This window comes from Lysobacterales bacterium (assembly GCA_016703225.1).
In the GTDB taxonomy this organism is placed as follows: Bacteria; Pseudomonadota; Gammaproteobacteria; order Xanthomonadales; family Ahniellaceae; genus JADKHK01.
Genome location: JADJCM010000010.1, coordinates 1 through 22,626, shown reverse-complemented (window position 1 = coordinate 22,626; position 22,626 = coordinate 1). Strand labels below are relative to the sequence as shown.

At 65.2% G+C, this 22,626-nt stretch carries 19 protein-coding genes and 1 pseudogene; 9 read left to right on the top strand and 11 right to left on the bottom strand.

Translation table 11 applies throughout. From position 1 onward, the window contains the following. Window positions 1-3: 3 nt before the first annotated feature. Genes bamB through ndk form a run of 6 tightly spaced genes read right to left on the bottom strand, consistent with a single transcriptional unit; the run spans window position 4 to window position 5,433 of the window. Entirely contained in the window at window positions 4-1,167 is a 1,164-nt protein-coding gene (gene bamB, locus IPG63_18590) for an outer membrane protein assembly factor BamB (protein ID MBK6729169.1), read from the bottom strand. Next, entirely contained in the window at window positions 1,167-1,814 is a 648-nt protein-coding gene (locus tag IPG63_18585) for a tetratricopeptide repeat protein (protein MBK6729168.1), read from the bottom strand. Before IPG63_18585 ends, bamB begins: the two co-directional genes overlap by 1 nt. Window positions 1,815-1,857: 43 nt before the next feature. Continuing rightward, on the bottom strand, window positions 1,858-3,075 hold the full coding sequence (locus IPG63_18580) for a DUF4115 domain-containing protein (GenBank protein MBK6729167.1): 1,218 nt from the start codon (window positions 3,073-3,075) through the stop codon (window positions 1,858-1,860). Then, complete coding sequence (gene pilW / locus IPG63_18575; GenBank protein ID MBK6729166.1) at window positions 3,072-3,872, bottom strand: type IV pilus biogenesis/stability protein PilW; 801 nt, start codon at window positions 3,870-3,872, stop codon at window positions 3,072-3,074. The genes IPG63_18580 and pilW overlap by 4 nt, the downstream gene beginning before the upstream one ends. Beyond that, window positions 3,862-4,995 carry a 23S rRNA (adenine(2503)-C(2))-methyltransferase RlmN gene (gene rlmN, locus IPG63_18570; GenBank protein ID MBK6729165.1) on the bottom strand — a complete coding sequence of 378 codons (1,134 nt, stop codon included), beginning with the start codon at window positions 4,993-4,995 and terminating at the stop codon, window positions 3,862-3,864. Before rlmN ends, pilW begins: the two co-directional genes overlap by 11 nt. Window positions 4,996-5,007: 12 nt before the next feature. Continuing rightward, on the bottom strand, window positions 5,008-5,433 hold the full coding sequence (gene ndk, locus IPG63_18565) for a nucleoside-diphosphate kinase (GenBank protein MBK6729164.1): 426 nt from the start codon (window positions 5,431-5,433) through the stop codon (window positions 5,008-5,010). Between the two features lie 221 nt (window positions 5,434-5,654). On the opposite strand from ndk, the gene rpmJ reads away from it, so the two are divergent. From rpmJ to IPG63_18540, 5 genes and pseudogenes are all read left to right on the top strand, one after another. Further along, window positions 5,655-5,780, top strand: coding sequence for a 50S ribosomal protein L36 (rpmJ, locus tag IPG63_18560; GenBank protein ID MBK6729163.1), 126 nt, complete (start codon window positions 5,655-5,657; stop codon window positions 5,778-5,780). Window positions 5,781-5,964: 184 nt separating this feature from the next. Beyond that, a complete protein-coding gene (locus IPG63_18555; protein MBK6729162.1) occupies window positions 5,965-6,267 on the top strand; it encodes a hypothetical protein in 303 nt (100 codons plus the stop codon). Beyond that, window positions 6,264-7,307, top strand: a pseudogene (locus tag IPG63_18550) (agmatine deiminase family protein). Before IPG63_18555 ends, IPG63_18550 begins: the two are co-directional and overlap by 4 nt. Continuing rightward, the gene (locus tag IPG63_18545; GenBank protein MBK6729161.1) at window positions 7,297-8,184 is read left to right on the top strand and encodes a carbon-nitrogen hydrolase; all 888 of its coding nucleotides are present in this window, start codon (window positions 7,297-7,299) and stop codon (window positions 8,182-8,184) included. Before IPG63_18550 ends, IPG63_18545 begins: the two are co-directional and overlap by 11 nt. Further along, a complete protein-coding gene (locus tag IPG63_18540) occupies window positions 8,177-9,403 on the top strand; it encodes a TraB/GumN family protein (GenBank protein MBK6729160.1) in 1,227 nt (408 codons plus the stop codon). The genes IPG63_18545 and IPG63_18540 overlap by 8 nt, the downstream gene beginning before the upstream one ends. 25 nt (window positions 9,404-9,428) lie before the next feature. Here IPG63_18540 and IPG63_18535 read toward each other — a convergent pair whose 3' ends face one another. Genes IPG63_18535 through IPG63_18525 form a run of 3 tightly spaced genes read right to left on the bottom strand, consistent with a single transcriptional unit; the run spans window position 9,429 to window position 16,864 of the window. After that, complete coding sequence (locus IPG63_18535) at window positions 9,429-12,503, bottom strand: efflux RND transporter permease subunit (protein MBK6729159.1); 3,075 nt, start codon at window positions 12,501-12,503, stop codon at window positions 9,429-9,431. A 3-nt stretch (window positions 12,504-12,506) separates the two neighbouring features. Further along, window positions 12,507-15,797 carry an efflux RND transporter permease subunit gene (locus IPG63_18530; GenBank protein ID MBK6729158.1) on the bottom strand — a complete coding sequence of 1,097 codons (3,291 nt, stop codon included), beginning with the start codon at window positions 15,795-15,797 and terminating at the stop codon, window positions 12,507-12,509. Continuing rightward, window positions 15,794-16,864, bottom strand: a complete 1,071-nt coding sequence (locus IPG63_18525; GenBank protein MBK6729157.1) for an efflux RND transporter periplasmic adaptor subunit — start codon at window positions 16,862-16,864, stop codon at window positions 15,794-15,796. Before IPG63_18525 ends, IPG63_18530 begins: the two co-directional genes overlap by 4 nt. 417 nt (window positions 16,865-17,281) lie before the next feature. Here IPG63_18525 and IPG63_18520 point away from each other — a divergent pair, with 417 nt between their 5' ends. Together IPG63_18520 and IPG63_18515 are read left to right on the top strand one after the other, a co-directional pair. Continuing rightward, on the top strand, window positions 17,282-17,599 hold the full coding sequence (locus IPG63_18520; GenBank protein MBK6729156.1) for a cytochrome c: 318 nt from the start codon (window positions 17,282-17,284) through the stop codon (window positions 17,597-17,599). A gap of 11 nt (window positions 17,600-17,610) precedes the next feature. Next, window positions 17,611-17,937 carry a cytochrome c gene (locus IPG63_18515; protein MBK6729155.1) on the top strand — a complete coding sequence of 109 codons (327 nt, stop codon included), beginning with the start codon at window positions 17,611-17,613 and terminating at the stop codon, window positions 17,935-17,937. Window positions 17,938-18,020: 83 nt separating this feature from the next. Here IPG63_18515 and IPG63_18510 read toward each other — a convergent pair whose 3' ends face one another. Beyond that, a complete protein-coding gene (locus tag IPG63_18510) occupies window positions 18,021-18,605 on the bottom strand; it encodes an NfuA family Fe-S biogenesis protein (GenBank protein ID MBK6729154.1) in 585 nt (194 codons plus the stop codon). Between the two features lie 88 nt (window positions 18,606-18,693). Between IPG63_18510 and IPG63_18505 the strand changes: the two genes are divergently transcribed. After that, on the top strand, window positions 18,694-19,050 hold the full coding sequence (locus IPG63_18505) for a 4a-hydroxytetrahydrobiopterin dehydratase (GenBank protein ID MBK6729153.1): 357 nt from the start codon (window positions 18,694-18,696) through the stop codon (window positions 19,048-19,050). On the opposite strand, the gene IPG63_18500 is transcribed toward IPG63_18505, so the two are convergent. Further along, the gene (locus tag IPG63_18500) at window positions 19,051-20,031 is read right to left on the bottom strand and encodes an RluA family pseudouridine synthase (protein ID MBK6729152.1); all 981 of its coding nucleotides are present in this window, start codon (window positions 20,029-20,031) and stop codon (window positions 19,051-19,053) included. A 387-nt stretch (window positions 20,032-20,418) separates the two neighbouring features. Here IPG63_18500 and rne point away from each other — a divergent pair. After that, window positions 20,419-22,626, top strand: a 2,208-nt coding sequence (rne, locus tag IPG63_18495) for a ribonuclease E (GenBank protein ID MBK6729151.1), incomplete at its 3' end; no start/stop codon positions are given.

Genomic DNA, 22,626 nt, shown 5'->3' with positions numbered 1-22,626 from the left:
CGGTCAGTCGGCGTTCGCGTCGAGCGCGAAGGCCGCCAACTCGCCATCGATCGAGGCAACCACCACCTGCGCGCCAACCACCAACGGTGCCGCGCGCACGCCTTCGTCGCCGACGCGGAAGCGCTCGGCGGTGCTGCCGTCGGCGCGCTTGAGGATGTGCACATAGCCTTCGAAGTCGCCGACCACGAGATAGTCGCCCAGCACCGAAGGCGTTGTCAGCCAGCGATGCGCCAAGGCCTCCTGTTTCCACTGCGAACTGCCGCTGCGGCGATCAAGCGCCCACAGCGCGCCATCGGCATCGGTCACGTAGACATTGTCGCCGGCCACGCTGACTCCGGTGTAGGCAGACAGGTCACGCGTCCACAGGATGCGTCCGCCATCGCGCGTCAGTGCCGCGGCCTGGCCGCGAAACGTGACCACATACAGGGCATCATCGTCGAGCACCATCTCGCCGTCGATGTCGGTCAGGCGTTCGAGTTCGGTGCGGCCATTCGGCGTCGCGATCGTCTGCTCCCAGCGCAGAGCGCCGTCGGCCAGATCCAGCGCAACGACCTTGCCGTTGTCATAACCGACATAGACGGTGGTATCGGCGACCACCGGCACGGCACTGCCACGCAGGCTGATGAGGGGTACGCCACGATCGAACAACCACTGCCGCGAGCCGTCCGCAGTCTTCAGGCCGAACACGCGGCCGTCATTGCTGCGCACGATGACGATTTCGCCCGCGATCACCGGATTGGCCAACACCTCGGACGAGACTTTGGTCGCCCAGCGCGCGGCGCCGGTTTCGCGATCCAGCGCGATTACATCGCCATCCAGACCGCCCACCACGATCAGGCCGGAACCAACGCCAGGCCCGGACGACAGCCGGGTCGCAGCGTCAACCGACCAGCGGCGCTTTCCACCGATCAGGTCGATGGCGACGATCGTGCCTTCGAGATCACTTGCATAGACCACCCCCTCGGCCTCGACCGGGCGCGGCTGAGTGCCACTGCGCCCGGTGCCATCGCCAACGGCTTGCGACCACAGTCTGCGCATCGGCGCGGACTTGCTGAATTCGGTCAGCTCCGCCGCAGGATCGAGATTGTCCTTGGACGAACGCCCTTTCAGCCATTCGCAGGAGGACAGCCCGACCACGCACAACACCAGAAACAACGCGCGCATCATCAGCTGCCCGCCTTGGTCGCAGCAAGATCGTCGCGCTTCATTTCCACCATTTGCCGCCGCGGCGAAGCGGCATCGAGTCCGACCAGCGCTTCGTCGTAGGCACTCACGGCCTCGGCCTGGCGCTGGAGCGCGAGCAAGGCATCGCCGCGCACCTCGGCTGCGAGCGCCTTGTAACCGTCGGCGCCGATCTGCGTCGCCAGCGCCAGCGCCTGATCGAACTTGCCAGTCGCGAGCAGCAGGCGCGCGCGCCTCAGCATCGCCAGTTCCTTCAGCTCGGGCATGGTTACGTTCGCTTCGGCCCAGGCCAACGAGGCCAGCGCTTCGTCGTGCTTGCCTTCTGCCGTGGCCGTGGCCGCATCATTCAGCGCCGCCAGCGTCGCATACGGTGAGGCCGGATACTTGTCGCGCAAGGTCTTGCCGAGCGTCGCCACGGCGACCGCATCCTTCTTTTCGACCGCTTCGGCATAGGCGCGATACTCATCGCCAGCCAGCCCCGCGGTGCGGTTGCGATGGTGCGACCACTGCTCGAGCCCGTAGATGAGACCGATACCGGCGGCCAGGCCGATCAGAATCGACCCGGCGTTCTTGCGCACCCATTCGCGGACGCGCTCACTGCGCTCGTGTTCATCGAGTTCTTCAAGGGACATGCTGGTTTTCCTGTTGTTGCGGGGGCGCCGATGCGCCCCGGAGTCACGGCGTCGGCACGGATGCCGGTTCGAACAGACGCAACCGCGCGACATTGGCGCGGGCGTGGACGGCGAGATCGATCGGATTGCCGTCCGCGCGCAGGTCGACACCGCTCACATTACCGACCTTCACGCTCACGGCGCCAGTGGACTCGTAGCGCCGCGTCTGGCCGGCGCGCACGAGATTCTGCTCGATCGCACGACCGTCGACTGCGAAGATCTCGATCCAGCTGTCCTCCCGGAAATAGGCTTCCAGCACGTGCGTGCCGGGGGTTGCCGGCGTTGAAAACCCGGTCATCGAAGCCATCAGGGCCTGGCTCTCGGGAGCTTCGTCCGCGGCTTCGGTTTCACCAACGCCAGCTGAACCAGCACCGGGCACAGGCTCCGCCGTCGCGGTTGCGATCGGGTCAGAAGCGACCGTCGTCGGTCCCGACGTCGTCGCTGACACCGTCGACGGCGGAACGGCCGGAGGGTTCGCCGGCGACGCCGTGGCCGGCATCACCGGCTCCAGCATTTCCGATTCATCGAGGCTGCGGACTTGCGGCACCGGCGCATGGATGCCGCGGTTGGCAACCATGGTCAGCATCGGAATCGCGACCGCCAACGTGATCACGCCGCCGATCACCGCAACCCGGTAGCGCTCCCAGGTCGGTGCTGCCGGCGGGGCATCGGTGGATGCTTTCAGCACCGGCTCGCACAGACCCTCCAGCGCCCGCGACACGACGATCTGCGGCAGCTCGACCAGGGTCGCGTACTTGCTCAGGTAACCGCGCAGATAAATCGGCGCGCCGAGCCGCTCGAAGCGTTCGGCCTCGATGTCGGCCACGACCGATGTCGGCACGTGCAGCCGGTGCGCGACGTCTTCGCGCGACCAGGCGCGCGCCTCACGAGCGGCACGCAAACGTGATCCGAGTTGCGGGCGTTCGTCGGTGAATTCGACGCGCATCGAACTCCGCGTATCGAGCGCTGCCGATGCAGACAGCGCAGCGGGTTCGGGCGCAGCGTCGGCCGCAACCAGCGGCGCCGGCTCCGCGAGCGCAGTCGCAACCTCGCCAGGCGCAGCGGCCACGAACTCCGCCGCAGACGCAGCAGAGAGTTCGCTCGGCAGCAACGGCAGCGTCGCGCCCGCCGGCTCCGGCACCTTGTCGCCGACGGAGTTCGGTTCCTGGCCAACGTCGGTGACGATGGGTTTCTTCTTGCGAGAACGAGGTGCGCGCGTCATCGTGAACCCTGGTTGCGGTCGATGGACTCCGCCTCGGCGGACTCCGGGAATTCCGAGAGCAGCCGTTCGCGATAGCGCGTGACCGCACGCTGATCGTCGAGCGACTGTTCGATTCGGATGGCAAAGGTCAACGCCTGCGGCGAGGCCGGCACGACGCCGAGGTAACGTTCGAGGAAAGCGCGCGCGCGCATCGAATCCTTGCGCTGCATCGCCAGCATGGCCGATTGGTACAGTGCGTCAGGCATGTTTGCGTCGCGTTCCAGCGCCGCCCGCAACGCTTCGCCCGCGAGATCCAGCTTCCCGGCCGACATCGCACAGCTGCCGCGATTGAGCAGCGCCGTTTCGGGCGAACGGTAGAACGGGTCCATGAGCGCAGCCGCGAACAGCGGATCGGCCTGCTCGTATTGGCCTTGTGCGCACAGAAAGCGGCCCAGGTTGTTTGCCGTAAGCCCCGACTCCGGCGCGAGTTTCCGCGCCTCCAGATAATGCTTGCTGGCCATCGGGGTATTGCCCAACTGCTCGTAGAGCACGGCAATGACGGTGTGGCCGTCCGGATTGCGCGGCGACAGTTCAATGCCCTTCTTCAGCTTGTCCATGGCCAGGTCCAGCTTGCCCTGGCTCAGGTAGGCCTGGCCCAGCTGAATGTTGATCTTGCCGGCATCATTTGCATTGGGCTGGGTGTCGATCGAATCGGTGATCGAGGGTCGTCGAGTCTCGCTCTGCCGGGAAAAATCGCGACTACCCCCGCATGCCGCCACGGCCAGGCAAACCGCAATCATCAGACCGCTACGCTGCATTGACCCGCTCCTCTTGGCGGGCGCGGTGTTCGCGCGAACGCCGTGTGCGATCGAGCACCTGCCCGACCAGTTGCCCGCAAGCGGCGTCGATGTCGTCGCCGCGCGTTCGGCGCACGGTCGCGATCAGTCCGGCCTCCATGACGATGCGCTTGAACGCCTCGATCGTCTCCGGGTCGGAGCGCTCGTAGTCGGTACCGGGAAACGGATTGAACGGGATCAGGTTCAGCTTCGACGGCACCCGTCGCAACAGCTTGACCAGCGCCCGCGCGTGCTCGGGAAGGTCATTTACGCCCTTCATCAACGTGTACTCGAAAGTGATCGCCGCGCGCGGCCGTTTCGCCACGTAGCGATTGCACGCAGCCAGCAACTCGACGATCGGGTACTTGCGATTGAGCGGAACCAACTGGTCGCGCAGCGCATCGTTCGGCGCGTGCAGCGATACCGCCAGGCTTACATCGCTGCGCGCCGACAGCTCGTCGATCATCGGCACCAGGCCGGCGGTCGAGAGGGTCACGCGCTTGTTGGCGAGACCAAAAGCGAAGTCGTCGCGCATCAGGTCCATCGCGGCAACGACGTTCTCGAAATTGAGCAGGGGCTCACCCATGCCCATCATCACGACATTGGTTAACGGGCGTTCGCCACGTCCCAAGGCCTTCAACCGCTGGTTCGCGATCCACACCTGGCCGATGATCTCTGCCGTGGTCAGGTTGCGGTTGAAGCCCTGCTTCGCAGTCGAGCAGAAACTGCAGTTCAGGGCACAACCCACCTGCGACGATACGCAGAGCGTGCCGCGACTGGTCTCCGGGATATACACCATCTCGATGGCATTGCCGCCGGGCAGCGCCAGCACCCACTTGCTGGTGCCGTCCGCTGATTGCTGCTCATGCAGCACCTTCGGCAGCACCAGTTCGGCGCAGGCCTCGAGCCGTGTGCGCAAGGCCTTGCCGACGTCGGTCATCGCGTCGAACCGGTCCACTTGATGGTGGTATAGCCACTTCATCACCTGCTCGGCGCGGAACTTCTTCTCGCCGATGCCGATGAAGAACCGCTGCAGGCCCGCCCGATCCAGGTCAAACAGGTTGACCCGAACGGTTGCTGCTGCAGGGGTGGCCGCTTCGCTCACGAGCGCTCCAGGTCAACGCTTGCTGATTTCGGTAGTTGCAAAGAAGTACGCGATTTCGACTGCGGCGTTCTCGGCCGAATCGGAACCGTGCACGGCATTGGCGTCGATGGAGTCGGCAAAGTCGGCGCGGATGGTGCCCGGGTCGGCCTGCTTCGGATCGGTCGCGCCCATCAGTTCGCGGTTCCTCGCGATGGCGTTGTCGCCCTCAAGCGCCTGGATCATCACCGGGCCAGAGATCATGAACTTGACCAGCGCAGCGAAGAACGGTCGTTCACGGTGCACGGCGTAAAAGCCTTCAGCCTCGGCCTGCGACAACTGTTTCATCTTGGCCGCGACCAAGCGCAAGCCGTTCTTCTCGAATCGCGAATAGATTTCGCCGATGACGTTCTTGGCGACGGCATCGGGCTTGATGATGGACAAGGTGCGTTCCAGCGCCATGGGGACTCCAGACAAAGTTGAAAAGGATGGATAGGGGTGAAAATCGCGCGGAGCGTATCACGAAAGACCAGCCAAAACGCGAGCTTAGGCACGCTTTCACAGAAACCGCGAGACCATCGCGGGCGGCCGTCGCGGCGGGACACAGGACTCGCACGCTTGCTTCGTACGCGTCCGACCGCTAGAGTCGCGTGCTTTCTTCACGACCAATCAGGCCCTTTGCCATGAAAGTCCTCTCCTCCCTCAAGTCCGCGAAGAGTCGCCACCGTGACTGCAAGATCGTCCGCCGCCGCGGCAAGGTCTTCGTGATCTGCAAGTCGAATCCGCGATTCAAGGCGCGCCAGCGCTGAACCGCCAGACCGGCGGAACCCCGAAAGAGCCGGCCCAGGCCGGCTTTTTTGTTGCCTGCCTTCCAGACCGCCGCGTCGCCGGTACCGCCCCGCTGGGCACTCGCCAGCCAGAGTGCCGCCTCGGTCATGGCGCCGCGCTCCAGCATTTGCTACAAAGCGCCCCCACAACCTTCGGGATGCCGACATGAAGCGTTTTCTGGTCGCCCTCGCCTGCGCACTGTCCGTCGGGGCAGTGCAGGCCGACACCCTTCTGATCGATCGCAGCAAGCGCGCCGAGGCCGCAGCCCTGCCGCGTCGCGGCGCCCTGATGAGCACGGTCGAGGCCCAGTTCGGCGCCCCGAACGAGAAGCGCGATGCCGTGGGCGTGCCGCCCATCACGCGCTGGGTCTATCCGGCTTTCAGCGTCTATTTCGAACATGACCATGTCGTGCACGCGGTCCTGAACAAGTCCTCGGCAAACGAGCAAGGGCCCAAACCCGTCCAATGAACGCGGTGGCCTGGCAACTCCCCGCCGAGTGGGAATCCCAGTCGGCGGTCCTGATCGCGTGGCCGCACGCCGGCACCGATTGGGCGGCCAACCTGGCCGAGGTCGAGTCGACCTACGTCGCCCTGGCGCACGCCGTGACCCGCTTCCAGCCGCTGCTGGTGGTGGTCGCCGACAACGCGCTGCGCACGCACGTGCAGATGCGCCTGCGCGGCGCCAGCGTGGACATGGCGCGCGTGCGGCTGGTGGTCGCCGACTACGACGACACCTGGCTGCGGGACTCCGGTCCGATCACGCAGCGCTCCGGCGACCGCTTCCGCCTGCTCGATTTCCGCTTCACCGGCTGGGGCGGCAAGTTCGACGCCTCGCGAGACGACCGGCTGATCGGTACCCTGCACGCGCAACACGTGTTCCGCAACGCCGGGCACGAACGCAACGATTTCGCACTCGAGGGCGGCGCGATCGAGGTCGATGGCAACGGCACCTTGATGAGCACCCTGACCTGCCTGCATCAGCGCCATCCGCAGATGTCGGAGCAGGCACTGTGCGAACGCCTCGGTCAGGTCTTCTCGGCGGCACAGGTGGTGTTGCTGAAGGCAGGCTAACTGCAGGGTGACGACACCGATGCGCACATCGACACCCTCGCCCGCTTTGCGCCGGATCGCACCATCGTGTTCCAGGCCTGCGACGACGCGCTCGACCCGCACTACCCGTCGCTGGCGGCGATGCGCGACGAACTGGCAACGATGCGTGATGTTGACGGCCACCCCTACCGGCTGCTGCCGTTGCCCTGGGCGCAACCCATGCACGCCGCGGACGGACGGCGACTGGCGACTTCTTATGCGAACTTCCTGATCATCAATGGTGCGGTGCTGATGCCGGCCTACGGCGATCTCGCCGATGCCGAGGCCAAACGCGTGCTCGCACGCGCGTTCCCGGGGCACGAGATCGTCGCGGTGCCGGCGCGCTCGCTGATCGAGCAGAATGGCAGTCTGCACTGCATCACCATGCAGTTGCCCGAAGGAGTCGTCGATGTCGCGTAAGTCCCTCTCGGTCGCCCTGCTGCAGGAACAGGACCGTGGCTCGGTGGCCGCCAACCTCGACGCCATCGAGGCCGGCCTGCGCGAAGCCGCGGCCAACGGCGTCGAACTGGTGCTGCTGCAGGAACTGCACAACGGCGCCTACTTTTGCCAACACGAATCGGTCGATGAATTCGATCGCGCCGAACCGATCCCGGGCCCGAGCACGCAACGCCTCGGCGCGCTCGCCAAGGAACTGCGCCTGGTCGTGGTCGCGTCCCTGTTCGAACGCCGCGCCGCTGGCCTGTATCACAACACCGCCGTGGTCTTCGAGCGCGATGGTTCCATCGCCGGCAAGTACCGCAAGATGCATATCCCGGACGATCCGGGTTTCCTCGAGAAGTTCTACTTCACGCCCGGCGACCTCGGCTTCGAGCCGATCCAGACCTCGGTCGGCAAGCTGGGCGTGCTGGTCTGCTGGGACCAGTGGTATCCGGAAGCGGCGCGCCTGATGGCGCTGGCCGGCGCCGAATTGCTGCTCTATCCGACCGCGATCGGCTGGGACCCGAACGACCCCCAGGACGAGAAGGATCGCCAGCGCATGGCCTGGGTGTTGTCGCAACGCGGCCATGCGGTTGCCAATGGACTGCCGGTGCTGAGCTGCAACCGCGTCGGCTTCGAAGCGAGCCCGAGCGGCGGCGCCGGTATCCAGTTCTGGGGCACCAGCTTCGTCGCCGGGCCGCAGGGAGAATTCCTGGCCGAGGCCGACAGCGAGTCGCAGACCCTGCTCTGTGTCGAGATCGACCTCGCGCGCAGCGAGCAGGTGCGTCGCATCTGGCCGTTCCTGCGCGACCGCCGCATCGACGCCTATGTCGACCTGCTGAAGCGCTACCGTGACTGAGTCCGCAGCATTCGCCGCGGCAGCGGCCGAGGACCAGCCCATCCGCCGCATCCATCGCGACGGCACCGAATTCGTGCTGCTCGGCACCGCACATGTATCGCGGCGCTCGGCCGAAGCAGTGCGCGAGATCATCGAGGCCGAGTCCTTCGATGCGATCGCGATCGAGTTGTGCGAACACCGCGCGCGCTCGATCGAGGACCCCGACGCCGTCGCGCAGATGGACCTATTCCGCGTGCTGCGCGAAGGCAAGGCCGGCGTGGTCATGGCCGGACTCGCACTCGGCGCCTTCCAGCGCCGCCTCGCGGAACAGTTCGGCATCGAACCCGGCGCCGAAATGCGCACGGCGATGCTGGAAGCGAAAACACGCGGGCTCGACTGCTGGCTGATCGACCGCGACGTCGGGCTGACCTTGCGCCGCGCCCGCGCCGCGCTGGGCTTCTGGGACAAGACCACGCTCACCGCCGGAATGATCGGCTCGGTGCTGTCGTCGGACGACATCTCCGAGGAAGAGATCGAGAAGCTCAAGCAGGGCGACGTGCTGCAAAGCACCTTCTCGGAGTTCGCGAAGCAGTCCGAACACCTCTATCGTGCATTGATCGCCGAACGCGATCAGTTCATGGCCGCCAAGCTGCGCGCGGGCGCGGACAGGCCGGACAAACCCGCCAAGGTGCTGGCCGTGCTCGGCGCCGGCCATCTCGAAGGCATCGCGAACCATCTGAGCGAAGGTCGCGAAGCGCCGAATGAAATGCTTGCGCCGGTCAGCGCCGAGCCGCCACCGTCGCGCTTCGGCACCTGGTTCGGCATAGGCCTGACCCTGCTGGTGGTCGCGCTGTTTGCGATCGCGTTTTCGAAGAGCATGGATCTCGGCTGGCAACTGGTCGAAACCTGGGCGCTCGTCACCGTAACCGGCGGCCTGATTGGCGGCATCGCGGCGATGGCGCATCCGCTGGCGATCCTGGCCGGCGCCTTGACCTCGCCTGTGACGACCCTGCATCCGGCGCTCTCGTCCGGCATGTTCTCGGGTGCGATTCAGGCCTGGCTGCGACGACCCAAGGTCGGCGACTTCTCGGCCCTGCGCGACGATCTGATGCACTGGAAGGGTTGGTGGCGCAACCGCGTTGCGCACGTCTTCGTCACTTTCATGCTGACCAACCTTGGCACCGCGATCGGCTTCTACGTCGCGGTGTCGAAGATGGGCGCCATCGTCGCAAAGCACTGAGCGCCCTCGGCTACGGCGCCGATCGTCAGGTCAGTTCGGCCCCGGGCTTGAAATACCCGCGTCCGATCGCGCGCCTGAAGAACGCACGAGAATGGATGCGCCAGTCGTCGAAGATGGCGAGGATGGCCGGCAACACCAGCAGAGTGATGATGGTCGAGAAAATCAGACCGCCAACGATGGCGCGCGCCATCGGAAAGTACGGCGGTCCGTCGCCGCCGACCTGGGTGGTGCCGATGCACAGGGGCAGCATGCCGAAGATGGTCGTGGCCATGGTCATCAGCACCGGGCGCAAGCGATCGCGACTGCCCTGCACCAGCGCGTCGTGGCGACTCAGGCCTTCCTGGCGCAACTGGTTGATGTGCTCGACCATGACGATGCCGTTGTTGACGACCACCCCCATCAGGATCAGGAACCCGATTCCGGCCATCAACGAGAACGTGGTGCCGGTGAGCGCGAACAGCCAGTACATGCCCAGGTAGGAAAACAGGATCGAAGTCAGGATCGCGATCGGGTACAGCAGCGACTCGAACACCGCCGCCATCACGATGAAGATCATCATCAGCGCCAGCAGCGTGTTGAACCCCATCTGCGCGCCGGCCTCGTCCTCGTCGTTGAAGCCACCGCCAAAGGTCCAGCGATATCCGGGCGGCAACGCCAAGGCATTCATCGATTGCTCGATGTCCTTGCGCACTTGCTCCATCGACGCATCCTTGACCAGGTTCAGCTGCAACTGCAGCGCCGTTTGACGATTGGTCCTGGAAATCGCCGAAGGCCCGGCCTCGGCGCGCGCATCGACCAGCGACATCAGCGGCACCAACTCGCCGTTCGGCGCCTTGATGCGCAAGCCACGCAGGTCGTCGATTCCCTGCGAATCAGCGCCCTGGAACTTCACCGAAACCGGCACTTCCTGGCCCTCGTGGCGATACTCGCGCAGGTTCACGCCGCGCATCGCGATGCCAATGAATTGCGCCACCTGCTGTGAGGAGAACCCGTAGCGCAGGGCCCGCTCACGATCGACCCGCACCTGGATTTCCTGCTCGCTGCCGGCGAGGCCGGTCTTGATGTCGCGCACTCCGTGGACCTTGCCCAGAACCTCGCGCGCCAGCGGCGCAAGTTCGTCGAGCAATTCGCTGGACTCGCCGACCAGCGATACCTGCAGCCCGTCCGCGGAACCGCCTCGGCGGCCCTGCCCGAAGCTCACCGTGCCGATCGGCAACTGCGGCAGCCCGGCGCGGATTTCCTCCTGGATCAGTGTGCTGGCCTTCTTCGCGACATCATCGTCGGTCAGCACCAGAGCTGTCATTGCATTGCCGCGCTCGTCGAAATAGCTGTAGACGGACACGATCTCGAACTTCTCCTTGTTCTCGAGCAGGAACTTCTCGACCCGAACCACGCTCTTGCGCAGCTCGTCGAGCCGGTAGATTCCGTTCAATTCATACTGCAGCCGCATGTCGCGCGTTTCGCCGCTCGGAAACATGTCGGTCTTGGTGAATCCGATCGGGATGAAGCTGAGCAGCAGCAGCGCGACCATCATCCACATGGTGCGCACGCGGTGGTGCAGCGTCCAGTCGATCGCGCGCGCGTAGGCGTTGCGGAAATTCAGCACCCAACGCTGCTGCAGCCCGTGCTGCGGTGTCTGGATGCGCGCCGAAATCATCGGAATCAGGCTGATCGCAACCAACCACGACGCCAGCAGCGAAATGGTGATCGTGATCGCGACGTTCTTCAGGTACAGGCTGATGAAGTTCGGCTCGCCGAAGATGTTCGGCAGGAACACCACGCAGTGGCACAACGTTCCGGCCGAAATCGCGATGGTCACGTTCCGCACCCCGACGCTGGCGCAACGGATGGGGTCGTTCGGCCATTTCTCGCGTTGCTGGTAGATGCTCTCGACTGCGACCACAGCGTTGTCGACGACCATGCCGACGCCGAGCAGCAGGCCCATCATCGACAGGATGTTGAGCGTCACGCCGGCGAAGTACATGAAACCGAGCGTCATCGTGAAGCAGATCGGGATCGCCAGCGTGACCATCAGCGTCGAGGCCCAGTGACGCAGGAACAGATACAGCACCAGTACTGACAGCAACAGCCCGATGACGCCGGCGCGCGCCAGTTCGTTGAGTGAACTGGTCACGCCCTCGGCCTGGTCTTGCAGAAAGAAGATCTCGATGCCCTGCATGTCCGGGTCCGCGCCGATGCGGCGTACCTCGGCCAATGCAGCGCGTCCGACATCCACCAGGTTGGCGCCGCGTTCTTTGTAGATCTCGACGCCCACCGCCGGTCGCAAGTCGAGGTGCCGCTCGTAATCCATCTTGCGCGGCCGCAGGCGCACTTCGGCGATATCGCGCAGGCGCAGTCCGCGGCCATCGATCACCAGATTGCGGAAGTTCTCCAGTGACTCGATTTCACCGACCGGCTGCACCCGGTAGCGCAGATCGCCATCGCTGATCACGCCGCCAGAGGTCGAGAAGCTCGACGCGGTCAGCCGCGCATTCAGTTCGGCCAGATCGATGCCATGGGCGGCAACCCGGTCGGCATTCAGTTCGATCTGCACCTCCGGCGGCTCCACTCCCTGCAACTCCACGCGGGCGACGCCGGCAATCCGCTCCAGTGGACGCTTGAGCTTGCGATCAAGCAGGTCGTAGGAATTACCGAGATCGCGCCCGGAGGCAATTCGCAGGCTCAGCACCGCCTGATCCGAGGTCGAAAACTTGAACACGAAGAAGCGCCGCACGTCGCTCGGCATCTGCGCGCGTGCCGCTTCCAGGCGATCACGCGCCTCCACTGCCTTGATCGCGATGTCGACGTCCCAGCGGAACTCGATGAAGATCTCCGCGCCATCGGCGCGCGCATTGGAGTTGATGCGCTTGATGCCCGACAGCGTCGCCAGCACTTCCTCGGCCGGCCGCACCACCGAGCGCTCCACTTCCTCCGGGGTCGAGCCGGCATAGGGCACCTGGATGAACAGGAACGGCGCGTCGATTTCCGGCAGGAACTCAAGCGGCAGCCGCACCGCCGCCAACAGGCCCACGACCACCAGCGAGATGAATGCCATCACCGTGGTGACCGGGCGCCGCAGACTCAGATCGACCAGGCTCATGCCCTACTCCACCGTGGCCGCTGCAAGTTCGGCGCGGCGCGCGGCTTCGACGTAGTCGGAGTCCAGGCGACGATCGAGCAACAGGTAGACCACCGGAATCACCACCAGGGTCAGTACCGTAGATACGGCCAAACCGGCGATCACGGTGATCGCCATCGGCTGGCGGATCTCGGCGCCATCGCCCAGCCCGAGCGCCATCGGCAGGAAACCGACCAGCGTGGTTACCGTGGTCATGGAGATCGCGCGCAGGCGCGAGCGCCCACCCTCGACCAGGGCATGGAACTTCGACACGCCGCTGCCACGCAACTGGTTGACGCGGTCGATCAGCACGATGGCGTTGTTCACGACGATGCCGGCGAGCATGATGATGCCGATGCCGGCAATCACCGACAGCGGCATGCCGAACAGCTTCAGCCCGACCACGGCGCCGACCAGAGCGAGCGGGATCGAGAACAGGATCACGAACGGGTGCAGCAGCGATTCGAACTGCGACGCCATCACCAGATACACCAGGAACACCGCCAGCGCGAGCGCGAACAGCAAGGAGTCGATCGAGGCTTGCAGCTCCTCGCTCTGCCCGCTGACGCGCACATCGACTCCCGCTGGCAGCGTTGCCGCCACCAGCAGGCGCCGCGCCTCGCTCGCTGCGGTGCCGAGATCGCCGTAGGCCAGGTTCGCCGAAACCACTGCCACGCGCTCCTGATCCGAACGCCGGATCTCGCCTGGTCCCTCGGTGGCGACGATGTCGGCGACCGCAGCCAGCGTCACCGGCTTGTCGCTCTGCGGGTTCACGATCAGGTTGCGCACGTCTTCAACCGAGGCGCGATCCTGTTCCAGCGCGCGCACCAGCACATCGATCTTGCGCTCGCGGAAGCTGTAGCGAGTAGCCACCTCGCCGCGAACCTTGCGCACCACCTGGTCGGCGATCTGGCGCGTGGTCAGACCCAGCGCAGCGGCGCGCTCCTGATCGAAACGGATCTGGATCTCGGGCTGGCCCTGCTCGACCGTGGACTTCACGTCGCTGTAGCGGTCCGAGGTCTGCAGCGCCGCGACCACCGCACGACCGGCGGCCTTGAGTCGATCCAGGTCATAGGCGGCGATCTCGATCTCGAGCGGTGTCGAGTAGTTCAGCAGCGCCGGCCGCGCAAAATTGGCGTCGTGCACGCCTAGCGCTTCGGCCGACAAACGCAGCTTCGCCATCGAGCGCGCCTCGGCCTCGGCCCCGGCGCCCTCGGCCAGACCAATCACCAGTCGCCCGATGTTCTCGCCACTCTCGGTCGGACTTGCGTCGAGCCGCGTGCCGGCGCCGCTGACACCGTAGATCGTCGCGATCTCGGCATCGTCCATGTGCCGGCGCTGCATCTCGCGCACGATCGCGTCGGTGCGCGCCAGCGGTGTGCCCGGGGGCAGCTTCAGGGTCGCCTCGTACTGGCCCTGCGCCAACTGTGGCACCAGATCGACGCCAAGACCCGGCACCAGCATCAGGCTCGCAGCAAAGGCCAGCAGAGCCACGCCCAGCACCTGCGCCGGATGAGTCAGCGCGTAGGGCAGAAACTCCGTGTAGCGCTTCTCCATTGCGCCCTGGACGCGATGGGTGGCCGCGGCCAGCGGCAACAGCACCCAGGACAAGACTCGCGCAATGATGCCAAACAGCCGGCTCAGCAATCGCGTCAACGCGAACACCACGAAGCGCAACGCCACGCCGATGGCGCGCAGCACGACTACGCACAGGCGCAGCAGCCGGCTGCGCGGCAGTGGCGCGGGCGCGGGCGCTGGTCCTGCGCCGTCGCTGCGGTGACCGATCTCTGCCCGCAGCGAAGACAGCATCGGAATCAGCGTCAACGACACCGCCAGCGACACCATCAGCGAAATCGTCACCGTCAGCGCCTGGTCGCGGAACAGCTGCCCGGACACGCCCTCGACGAACACCAAGGGCAGAAACACCGCGACCGAAGTCAGCACCGACGCGACCACCGCCATGCCGACTTCCCGTGTGCCCCGGATCGCCGACTCGAGAATGCCCATGCCCTGTTCGCGCAGGCGCGAAATGTTTTCGAGCACCACGATCGCGGCGTCCACGACCATGCCGGTCGCAAGCGCGAGACCGCCAAGCGACATCACGTTCAGGCTGATGCCGAACTGGCCCATGAAGAAAAATGTCGCGATGATCGAAACCGGCAGCGACAAGCCGATCACGAACGTCGACCAGGCATGGCGCAGGAACAGGAAAATCACCAGGATCGACAGCAGTCCGCCCTGGATCGCAGCGCTGGTCACTTCGTCGAGCGAGCCGCGGATGAACCGGCTCTGGTCGTCGATGCGTTCGAGGCGGGCGCTGGCCGGCAACTGACTTGCTTTCTCCAGTAGCGCCACCGCCCGCTTGACGCCTTCCGCCACCGCCACGGTGTTGGCATCGCCTTCCTTGTAGATCGCGATTTCGACCGCCTCGCGGCCGTCGACGCGGATCACCGAATCGCGTTCGCGGAAACCCTGGCGCACGCTTGCGACATCGCGCAGGCGCAGCGTTATTGCTCCGTCCGGGCTGAGCAGCATCGCGCCGATCTCCTCGACGCTCGCAAACTGGTTGATGGTTCGCACCAGGAAGCGCTGCGCGCCCTCATCGAGGCGGCCGCCGGACACGTTCACGTTCTCCGATCGCAAGCGGTCGATCACGTCGCCCACGCTCAGGTTCAACTGCTTGAGCTTCTGCTGGTCGATCTCGACCTGGACTTCGTCTTCCAGCCCACCACCAATCTTGACCGCGGCGACACCGGCCACTGGCTCCAAACGCTTCTTCAACTCGTCGTCGGCGTAGCGGCGCAGTTGCTTGAGTTCGGCCTCGTTGAACTTGTCCGACTCGCCGGCGCCCATCAGCGCGTAACGCAGGATCGGTTCGGTCGAAGGGTCGAAGCGCAGCAGCTGCGGCCGCGTCGCTTCCATCGGCAACTGCAGCACCTCGAGCTTCTCGCGCACTTCCAGGCCGGCCAGTTCCATATCCGCGCCCCAGGCAAACTCGAGCGTCACGTCGGACTGGCCGCTGCGCGACACTGACTTCACCCGGCGCACATTCTTGACCACACCGAGCGCTTCCTCGACCGGCTCGCTGATCAGGTTTTCGATCTCTATGGGCGCCGCGCCGCTGTATTCGGTACGCACCGTCAGCGTCGGATAGGACAGGTCCGGCAGCAGGTTCACCTTCAGATCGCCGAGCGCGATCAGCCCGAACAGCACCACGGTGACCGTGGCCATGCCAATGGTGACGCGTCGCCGCGTCGAGACTTCGCTCCGGCTCATGGCGCGTCCGCCTCCACGATCTGCACCCTGCCGCCATCACGCAGCGCCGACTTGCCGACGGTGACGACGCGGTCGCCATCCTTCAGCCCCTCGACTACTTCGGCATCGACGCCACTCAGATAGCCAAGCTTCACCTCGCGGCGCTTGGCCAGAAACACCGGAACCGGCTTGACCGGGGCCGCCGGTTTCGCGGCCTCACCGGTGCCACCGAAGAACTTGGCAAACCAGCCGGGCTTTGCCGTCGCCGCGCTCTCGTCCTTGCGCACGGCCGGGGCCGGCTCCAGCACGAACACCGCCGTTTCGGCATCGCCCTCCATAAGTGCTTCGCGCGGAACCACCAGCGCATCGACGCGACGGTCGTACACCACCTCCACGCGCCCGAACATGCCCGACTTCAGTCGCCGCGTGGCGTCGCGATACTCGGTGGTCACGCGAAAAGTGCCGGTTGCGGCATCGACCACGGGACTGACGCGAGCCACGAGCCCCTCGAACGTCACTCCCGGCAAAGCGTCCACGCGCATGGAGACCTTTTGGCCCGGACTCAGTGTCGTCAACTCGCGCTCGGGCACATTCAGCACGGCCAGCAGCGGGTCGAAATCGTCGATGCGGAACAGGCCCTGGTTGATCTGGATGAGATTGCCCTCCTTGACCATGCGCACCGAGATCACGCCATCGATCGGCGCAAGGATGCGGGTATAGTCGAGTTCGAGCTTGGCGATGTCGTAACCGGCCTTCTGCGTCTCCAGATCGAAGCGCGCCCGCTCGTGCGCCTCGGCGCTGACCAGATTGCGCGCGAACAGGTCGGCGGCGCGGCGGAAGTCGTTCTCCAGTCGCTTCAGGTTGGCCTCGGCACGAGCGAGTTCCAGACGCGGCTTCTCAGGATCGAGTTGCGCAAGCAGGTCGCCGGCGTGAACCGCATCGCCTTCCTCGACCCGAAGCTGCAGCAGAACGCCACCGGTCTTGGCCACGACCATGGCCTGGTTCTCCGGTTCCAGGGCGGCGGTGCCGGAATAGCTTGCGACGATCGCCTTGCGTCCTGCCGTGGCCGCCTCGACGGGCACCGGCACATCGCTTTCCGCCGACTCGCTCGCGCCCTTCGCCGCGTCCGGGCGACCGCCACAAGCGGAAAGCGCGAGCAGCGCAATGAAGACACAACCTGAGAATTGGCCTACAACCACTTGTTTCTTATGCATTGGAGCTCGCCGAGACCTACAAAGGAGGAGTGATGGTGTTGTATAGTAATAGAACACCTAAAGAGCGTCATAGGCCGGAAGTCGCGCATGCCTGCGGCCTCCGGCAGAATGCCCGCAACGAAGTGTTCGCCGCGTAGACGCTGCGATCACATCGGCGTCGTCAGGCTATACAAGATGTTCACGAACCGTCGCGGAGCCGGCAGCATAGGACCCGCTCCGGCGCTAGCCGATCGATCCCGCGCCCGCCCGGCGGCCGCGGCCAGACTTTCTCATCAGAGGACCGAATCGCCGATGTCCCGCCTGCCCCTGAGCATTTTCGCCTTGGCTCTCGCCACCCTCACCACCGCCGCCAGCGCGGCCGGGAACCCCGAGGCGGGCAAGAAGCGCGCCTACACCTGCACCGGTTGCCATGGCATTCCCGGATACAAGAACACCTACCCGATGTACAGCGTGCCGCGCATCGCCGGCCAGAGCGAGCACTACCTGGTGAATGCGCTGCACGCCTACAAGAGCGGTGAACGCAAACACCCGACCATGGCCGCACAGGCACAAAGTTTTTCCGATCAGGACATCGCCGACATCGCGGCGTATCTGGCGAGCGCGAAATGAGGACGATGCCAATGCGCCATTCCATGCTGCTCGCCGTGATCGCACTGGGCGCGATCGCTCCCGCCGCGTCTGCCGGCGATGCCGTCGCCGGCCGGACCAAGGCCGCAGTCTGCGCCGCCTGTCATGGCGCCGACGGCAACAGCCCGATCGACGCGAACACTCCGAAGCTCGCCGGCCAGCACGAGGATTATCTGGTGAAGGTCCTGCGCGACTACCGCTCCGGCGCCCGCGCCAACGCCATCATGGGCGCGCAAGCTGCCGGCCTGAAAAACCAGGACATCGACGACCTCGCGGCTTATTTCTCATCGCAACCGGGCGACGTGAAAGAAATCCCGTAGCGCCGCAACAAGACGGGGTCGGCGTAGATTTCCGAGTGCGGAGTGCGGAGTGCGGAAATCCACTCTGACCCCGTTTTCGCGCTTCAGCGCTTGATGTAGGGCTGGTCGCCGCAGCTGTGGTCGGTGGCATCGCGCACTGCCGTCACGCCGGGTACGCGCGCCTTGAGGGTCTTCTCGATGCCCTCGCGCACGGTGGTTTCAACCATGCCACAGCCGTGGCAGCCGCCGCCGAAGCGCAGCACGACGACGCCATCGGCGTCGATCTCCTCCAACGTCACGCGCCCGCCATGAGCGGCCAGTTGCGGACTGATTTCGAAGTCCAGCACATAGCGCACGCGCTCGACGATGCTGGCGTCCACGCCCGGCTCGCGGCCCTTGATGTGCGGCGCGCGGATGGTCAGCTGGCCGCCAGTGGCGCCGTCGAGATAATCGATCTCGGCCGCGTCCAGCCAACGCGTGCTGGCCGCATCGACGTATAGAGTGAATCCGTCGCATTCGAGCGTCCACTCTTCGCCATCGAGATCGCTGGGCTCGCAGAACTCCAGGCGACAATCGGCCTTGGGCGTACCCGGGTGCAGCGCGGCCAGGCGGATGCCCAGTCCCTCGATGCCCTGTCCGGCCAGGATGCGGTGGAAGTGGTTTCGGGCGTTCGCGGAGATCGAGATCACTGGGGTTCCTGCTCGGTGGAGGCTTGACGATTCGGCCGATGGCGATATGGTGCCGCGCGTCGCCACGACAAGACAGGGAAAATCGCCGATGAGTCCCACCCTCGCTTCGCTCGCCAGCCAGCACTGCCGACCACGCAAGGGCGCCGAACACGCGCTCGGTCGACGCGAGGCGGAACTCCGGCTCGCATTGCTGCCCGGTTGGGGCCTGTCGGACGACGCCAATCTGATCAGCAAGGACTTCCGCTTCGGCCACTTTCACCACACCATGGCGTTCGTCAATGCCCTGGCATGGATCGCGCATGTCGAGGACCACCATCCGGACATGGAAATCGGCTACGGACACTGCCTGGTGCGCTTCAGCACCCACGACGTCGGCGGGCTGTCCGAAAACGACTTCATCTGCGCCGCAAAGGTCGAAGCCCTGCACGCGGAACGCGCATCCTGATCAGTCGCGTGGCCAATTCGCCAGCGCGGCTTCGAGCTCCGCAGCCAGCGGCGCATGAAACAGGTAATCGCGTTCTGGATCACCGACGCGGAAGCCGAACTCGGCGGCATGCAGGAACAGCCGCTTCAAGCCGAACCGCTTCGCTGCCCGATTGGCCTCGCTGTCCCCGTACTTTTCGTCGCCGAGCAGCGGGTACCCGAGATGCTGGGCATGGACGCGGATCTGGTGAGTGCGTCCGGTCTCGATGAGGACCTCGACCAGCGTCGCATCCCGTAGCCGTTCCAGCACCTTGAACGTGCTGCGCGAGGGTTTGCCCTCATCATCGACCGTGACCATGCGCTCGCCGCCCTGCAGTACATTCTTCGCGAGCGCAACATCGACGTGCATCTTGTCCTTCGGCAGGCGCCCGGCGAGCAGGGCCAGATAACGCTTGCGCGTGCGATTTTCGCGGATCTCGGTCTGCAATTGGGTCAGTGCCGGGCGTCGCTTCGCAAACACCAGCACGCCGCTGGTGTCACGATCGAGTCGATGCACCAGTTCGAACGCTTCGTCGGGTCGCGCCTGGCGCAGCAACTCGATCGCCCCGAAGCTGACGCCGCTGCCCCCATGCGCAGCGATGCCGCAGGGCTTGTTGAACACGAGATAGTGTCGGTCCTCGAACACGATCCAGGACGGCACTTCCTTCAACAGTCGCTCTGGAGCCTGGCCGGGGTCGCGCGGCTCGGGCACACGCACTGGCGGCAGCCGCACTTGGTCGCCGGACGCGATCCGCGTGTCCGGCTTGCAGCGTTTTCCGTTCACCCGCACCTGCCCGGTGCGCAGCAGGCGGTAAACGTGCGTCTTCGGCACGCCCTTGAGCGTGTTGAACAGGAAATTGTCGAGGCGCTGTCCGTCCCGGTCCTCGCCAATGGCGAGGATCTGAACCGACGGCACGACGGTGCTCTCAGCCGCTTGCGGCCTCGGGTTTGCGGGTTTGCTCATCGGCGGCTAGAATCGAACTGCGATCAGCGTCGAAAACGGGCTTCGATCAATTACTTATCGAACCTGTTTGTCGCGCCTGCGGCAATGGAAGGGGCGGGAACTCTGCAGCGACGAAAACGTCCTGCACCCGGACATCGTATCCGAGCGGCAGGCTCTTGCGGATAGTGCGGAAGCACAACCGCCTCGGTGTGACGTCACCGACCGGTCAGGACTCGACCGGAGACTTCCGAGTCCAACACCCCAGTAAATTTTGCGCCCGACCGGGCGTACCGCCGCCGAATTCCAAGTGTCGAACGCTGCGTGGCGAGGCGAGAGCCCCGTGCGCGAAGACACGAAGATCAAGTGCCGAAGCGGGCGCCGCGCCAGGAGCGCAAGGAAGCATTCACAATGAAGCGTATGTTGATCAACGCAACTCAGCGGGAAGAGTTGCGCGTGGCTATCGTCGATGGCCAGAACCTGTTTGACCTCGATGTCGAAATCCCGTCGCGCGAGCAAAAGAAGTCGAACATCTACAAGGGACGCATCACCCGCGTCGAACCCAGCCTCGAAGCCTGTTTCGTGGAATACGGCGGCGAACGCCACGGCTTCCTGCCGCTCAAGGAAATCGGCCGCGAGTACTTCACGCCCGGCCTCGACCCGAACAAGGCCGGCATCCGCGAACTGCTGAAGGAAGGCCGCGAGGTCATCGTCCAGGTCGACAAGGAAGAACGTGGCAACAAGGGCGCGGCCCTGACCACCTTCATCAGCCTGGCCGGCCGCTATCTGGTGCTGATGCCGAACAATCCACGCGCCGGAGGCGTGTCGCGTCGCATCGAAGGCGAGGATCGCTCGAACCTGAAGGAGACCATGGATGAACTCAAGCTCCCCGACGAAATGGGGCTGATCATCCGCACCGCCGGTCTCGGCCGCGATGCCGAAGAGTTGCAGTGGGACCTCGATTACCTGCTTCAGGTGTGGAAGGCAATCACCGAGGCGACCCAGGGCCGCGCCGCGCCATTCCTCGTCTACCAGGAATCGAAACTGATCATCCGTGCGCTGCGCGATTACCTGCGCAATGACATCGGCGAAATCCTCGTCGACCAGGAAGACCTGTACGAAGATGCGCGCCAGTTCATGCAGCAAGTGATGCCGCAGAACCTGCGCAAGCTGAAGCTGTACCAAGATACCGTGCCGCTGTTCTCGCGCTTCCAGATCGAAATGCAGATCGAGAATGCATTCGAGCGCACCGTACGCCTGCCCTCGGGCGGCGCCATCGTGATCGACCAGACCGAAGCGCTGACCGCGATCGACATCAACTCGGCGAAGGCGACCAAGGGCGGCGACATCGAGGAAACTGCGTTCAACACCAACCTCGAAGCTGCGGTCGAAGTGGCGCGTCAATTGCGCATCCGCGACATGGGCGGCCTGATCGTCATCGACTTCATCGACATGGAGTCGAGCAAGCACCAGCGCGAAGTGGAAGAAAAGCTGCGCGACGCGCTCAAGGTCGACCGCGCGCGCGTGCAGATTGGTCGAATCTCGCGCTTCGGCCTGCTCGAAATGTCGCGCCAGCGCCTGCGTCCGTCGCTCGGCGAAGCCACCCAGAACGTCTGCCCGCGCTGCGAAGGCCATGGCCGCATCCGCGGCATCGAATCACTGTCGCTGTCGATCCTGCGCATCGTCGAGGAAGAGGCGATGAAGGAAAACACCGGCCAGGTGCTGGTGCAGGTGCCGGCCGATATCGCGAACTTCCTGCTCAACGAGAAGCGTCGCGCGATCATCGAGATCGAGACACGCCAGGAAGCCAGCGTGATCGTCGTCGCCGACGACAAACTCGAGACCCCGCATTACGAAGTGCGTCGCCTGCGCGCCAGCGAAGTCGCGCTGGAAGCCGCACCGAGCTATGAACGCATCACGCCGGTCAAGCCGACGCCGCTGCCGTCATCGACGCAACCCGTGGAGCCTGGTGAACAGCCTGCGGTCACTCGAATCACGCCGGTCGCCCCGGTGCCGATGCGCGAAGAACCGCCCGAGGCGGTTGCCGCAACGCCAGTTGCAGCTGCGGCTCCGGCCGCGGCGGCAGCAAGGGCGCCGGGGTTCTTCCGTCGCCTCTGGGACAGCCTGTTCGGTGCCGGCGAAACGCCAATGGCGCCAAAGCCGGTCACCCAACCCGGCAAGCCACAACCAGGTCGCGATGGCCAGCGGCCGCAGCAGGGCAAACACCAGCAACGGCGTGACGAGCGCAAATCCGCCGGAGGCAAGCCGCATCAGGACGGACAGCGCGGTGAACGCGGCGAACGTTCCGATCGCGGCGCCCAGCTAAGCCAGAAGGACCGCAATGCGCAATCCACACCGCAGCCGCGCGCGGACAAGCCCGATCGCGCCCCGCGCGGTGAACCACGTCCGCAGCAACCGAAGCAACCGCGCCCGGAGCCGCAGAACCGGACCGAACGCGGCGAGCGCCCTGCCGCTGCCAAGCCTGCGGCCGAGGCCGCATCCGCGCCCAGGCCCAGCATGGTGCCGGCAGCTGTGACCACCGCCGAAACCGAAGCCCCGGTGATCACGCCGATCATGGCGGCCTTGATCGCAAGCGACGCCGCGACCACGCTCGGCGAC

Bases quoted from the DNA above. Each gene is read 5' to 3' on its own strand.
- bamB (MBK6729169.1), bottom strand. From the start codon at position 1,167: ATGATGCGCGCGTTGTTTCTGGTGTTGTGCGTGGTCGGGCTGTCCTCC.
- IPG63_18585 (MBK6729168.1), bottom strand. From the start codon at position 1,814: ATGTCCCTTGAAGAACTCGATGAACACGAGCGCAGTGAGCGCGTCCGC.
- IPG63_18580 (MBK6729167.1), bottom strand. From the start codon at position 3,075: ATGACGCGCGCACCTCGTTCTCGCAAGAAGAAACCCATCGTCACCGAC.
- pilW (MBK6729166.1), bottom strand. From the start codon at position 3,872: ATGCAGCGTAGCGGTCTGATGATTGCGGTTTGCCTGGCCGTGGCGGCA.
- ndk (MBK6729164.1), bottom strand. From the start codon at position 5,433: ATGGCGCTGGAACGCACCTTGTCCATCATCAAGCCCGATGCCGTCGCC.
- rpmJ (MBK6729163.1), top strand. From the start codon at position 5,655: ATGAAAGTCCTCTCCTCCCTCAAGTCCGCGAAGAGTCGCCACCGTGAC.
- IPG63_18555 (MBK6729162.1), top strand. From the start codon at position 5,965: ATGAAGCGTTTTCTGGTCGCCCTCGCCTGCGCACTGTCCGTCGGGGCA.
- IPG63_18545 (MBK6729161.1), top strand. From the start codon at position 7,297: ATGTCGCGTAAGTCCCTCTCGGTCGCCCTGCTGCAGGAACAGGACCGT.
- IPG63_18535 (MBK6729159.1), bottom strand. From the start codon at position 12,503: ATGAGCCTGGTCGATCTGAGTCTGCGGCGCCCGGTCACCACGGTGATG.
- IPG63_18530 (MBK6729158.1), bottom strand. From the start codon at position 15,797: ATGAGCCGGAGCGAAGTCTCGACGCGGCGACGCGTCACCATTGGCATG.
- IPG63_18520 (MBK6729156.1), top strand. From the start codon at position 17,282: ATGTCCCGCCTGCCCCTGAGCATTTTCGCCTTGGCTCTCGCCACCCTC.
- IPG63_18515 (MBK6729155.1), top strand. From the start codon at position 17,611: ATGCGCCATTCCATGCTGCTCGCCGTGATCGCACTGGGCGCGATCGCT.
- IPG63_18505 (MBK6729153.1), top strand. From the start codon at position 18,694: ATGAGTCCCACCCTCGCTTCGCTCGCCAGCCAGCACTGCCGACCACGC.
- IPG63_18500 (MBK6729152.1), bottom strand. From the start codon at position 20,031: ATGAGCAAACCCGCAAACCCGAGGCCGCAAGCGGCTGAGAGCACCGTC.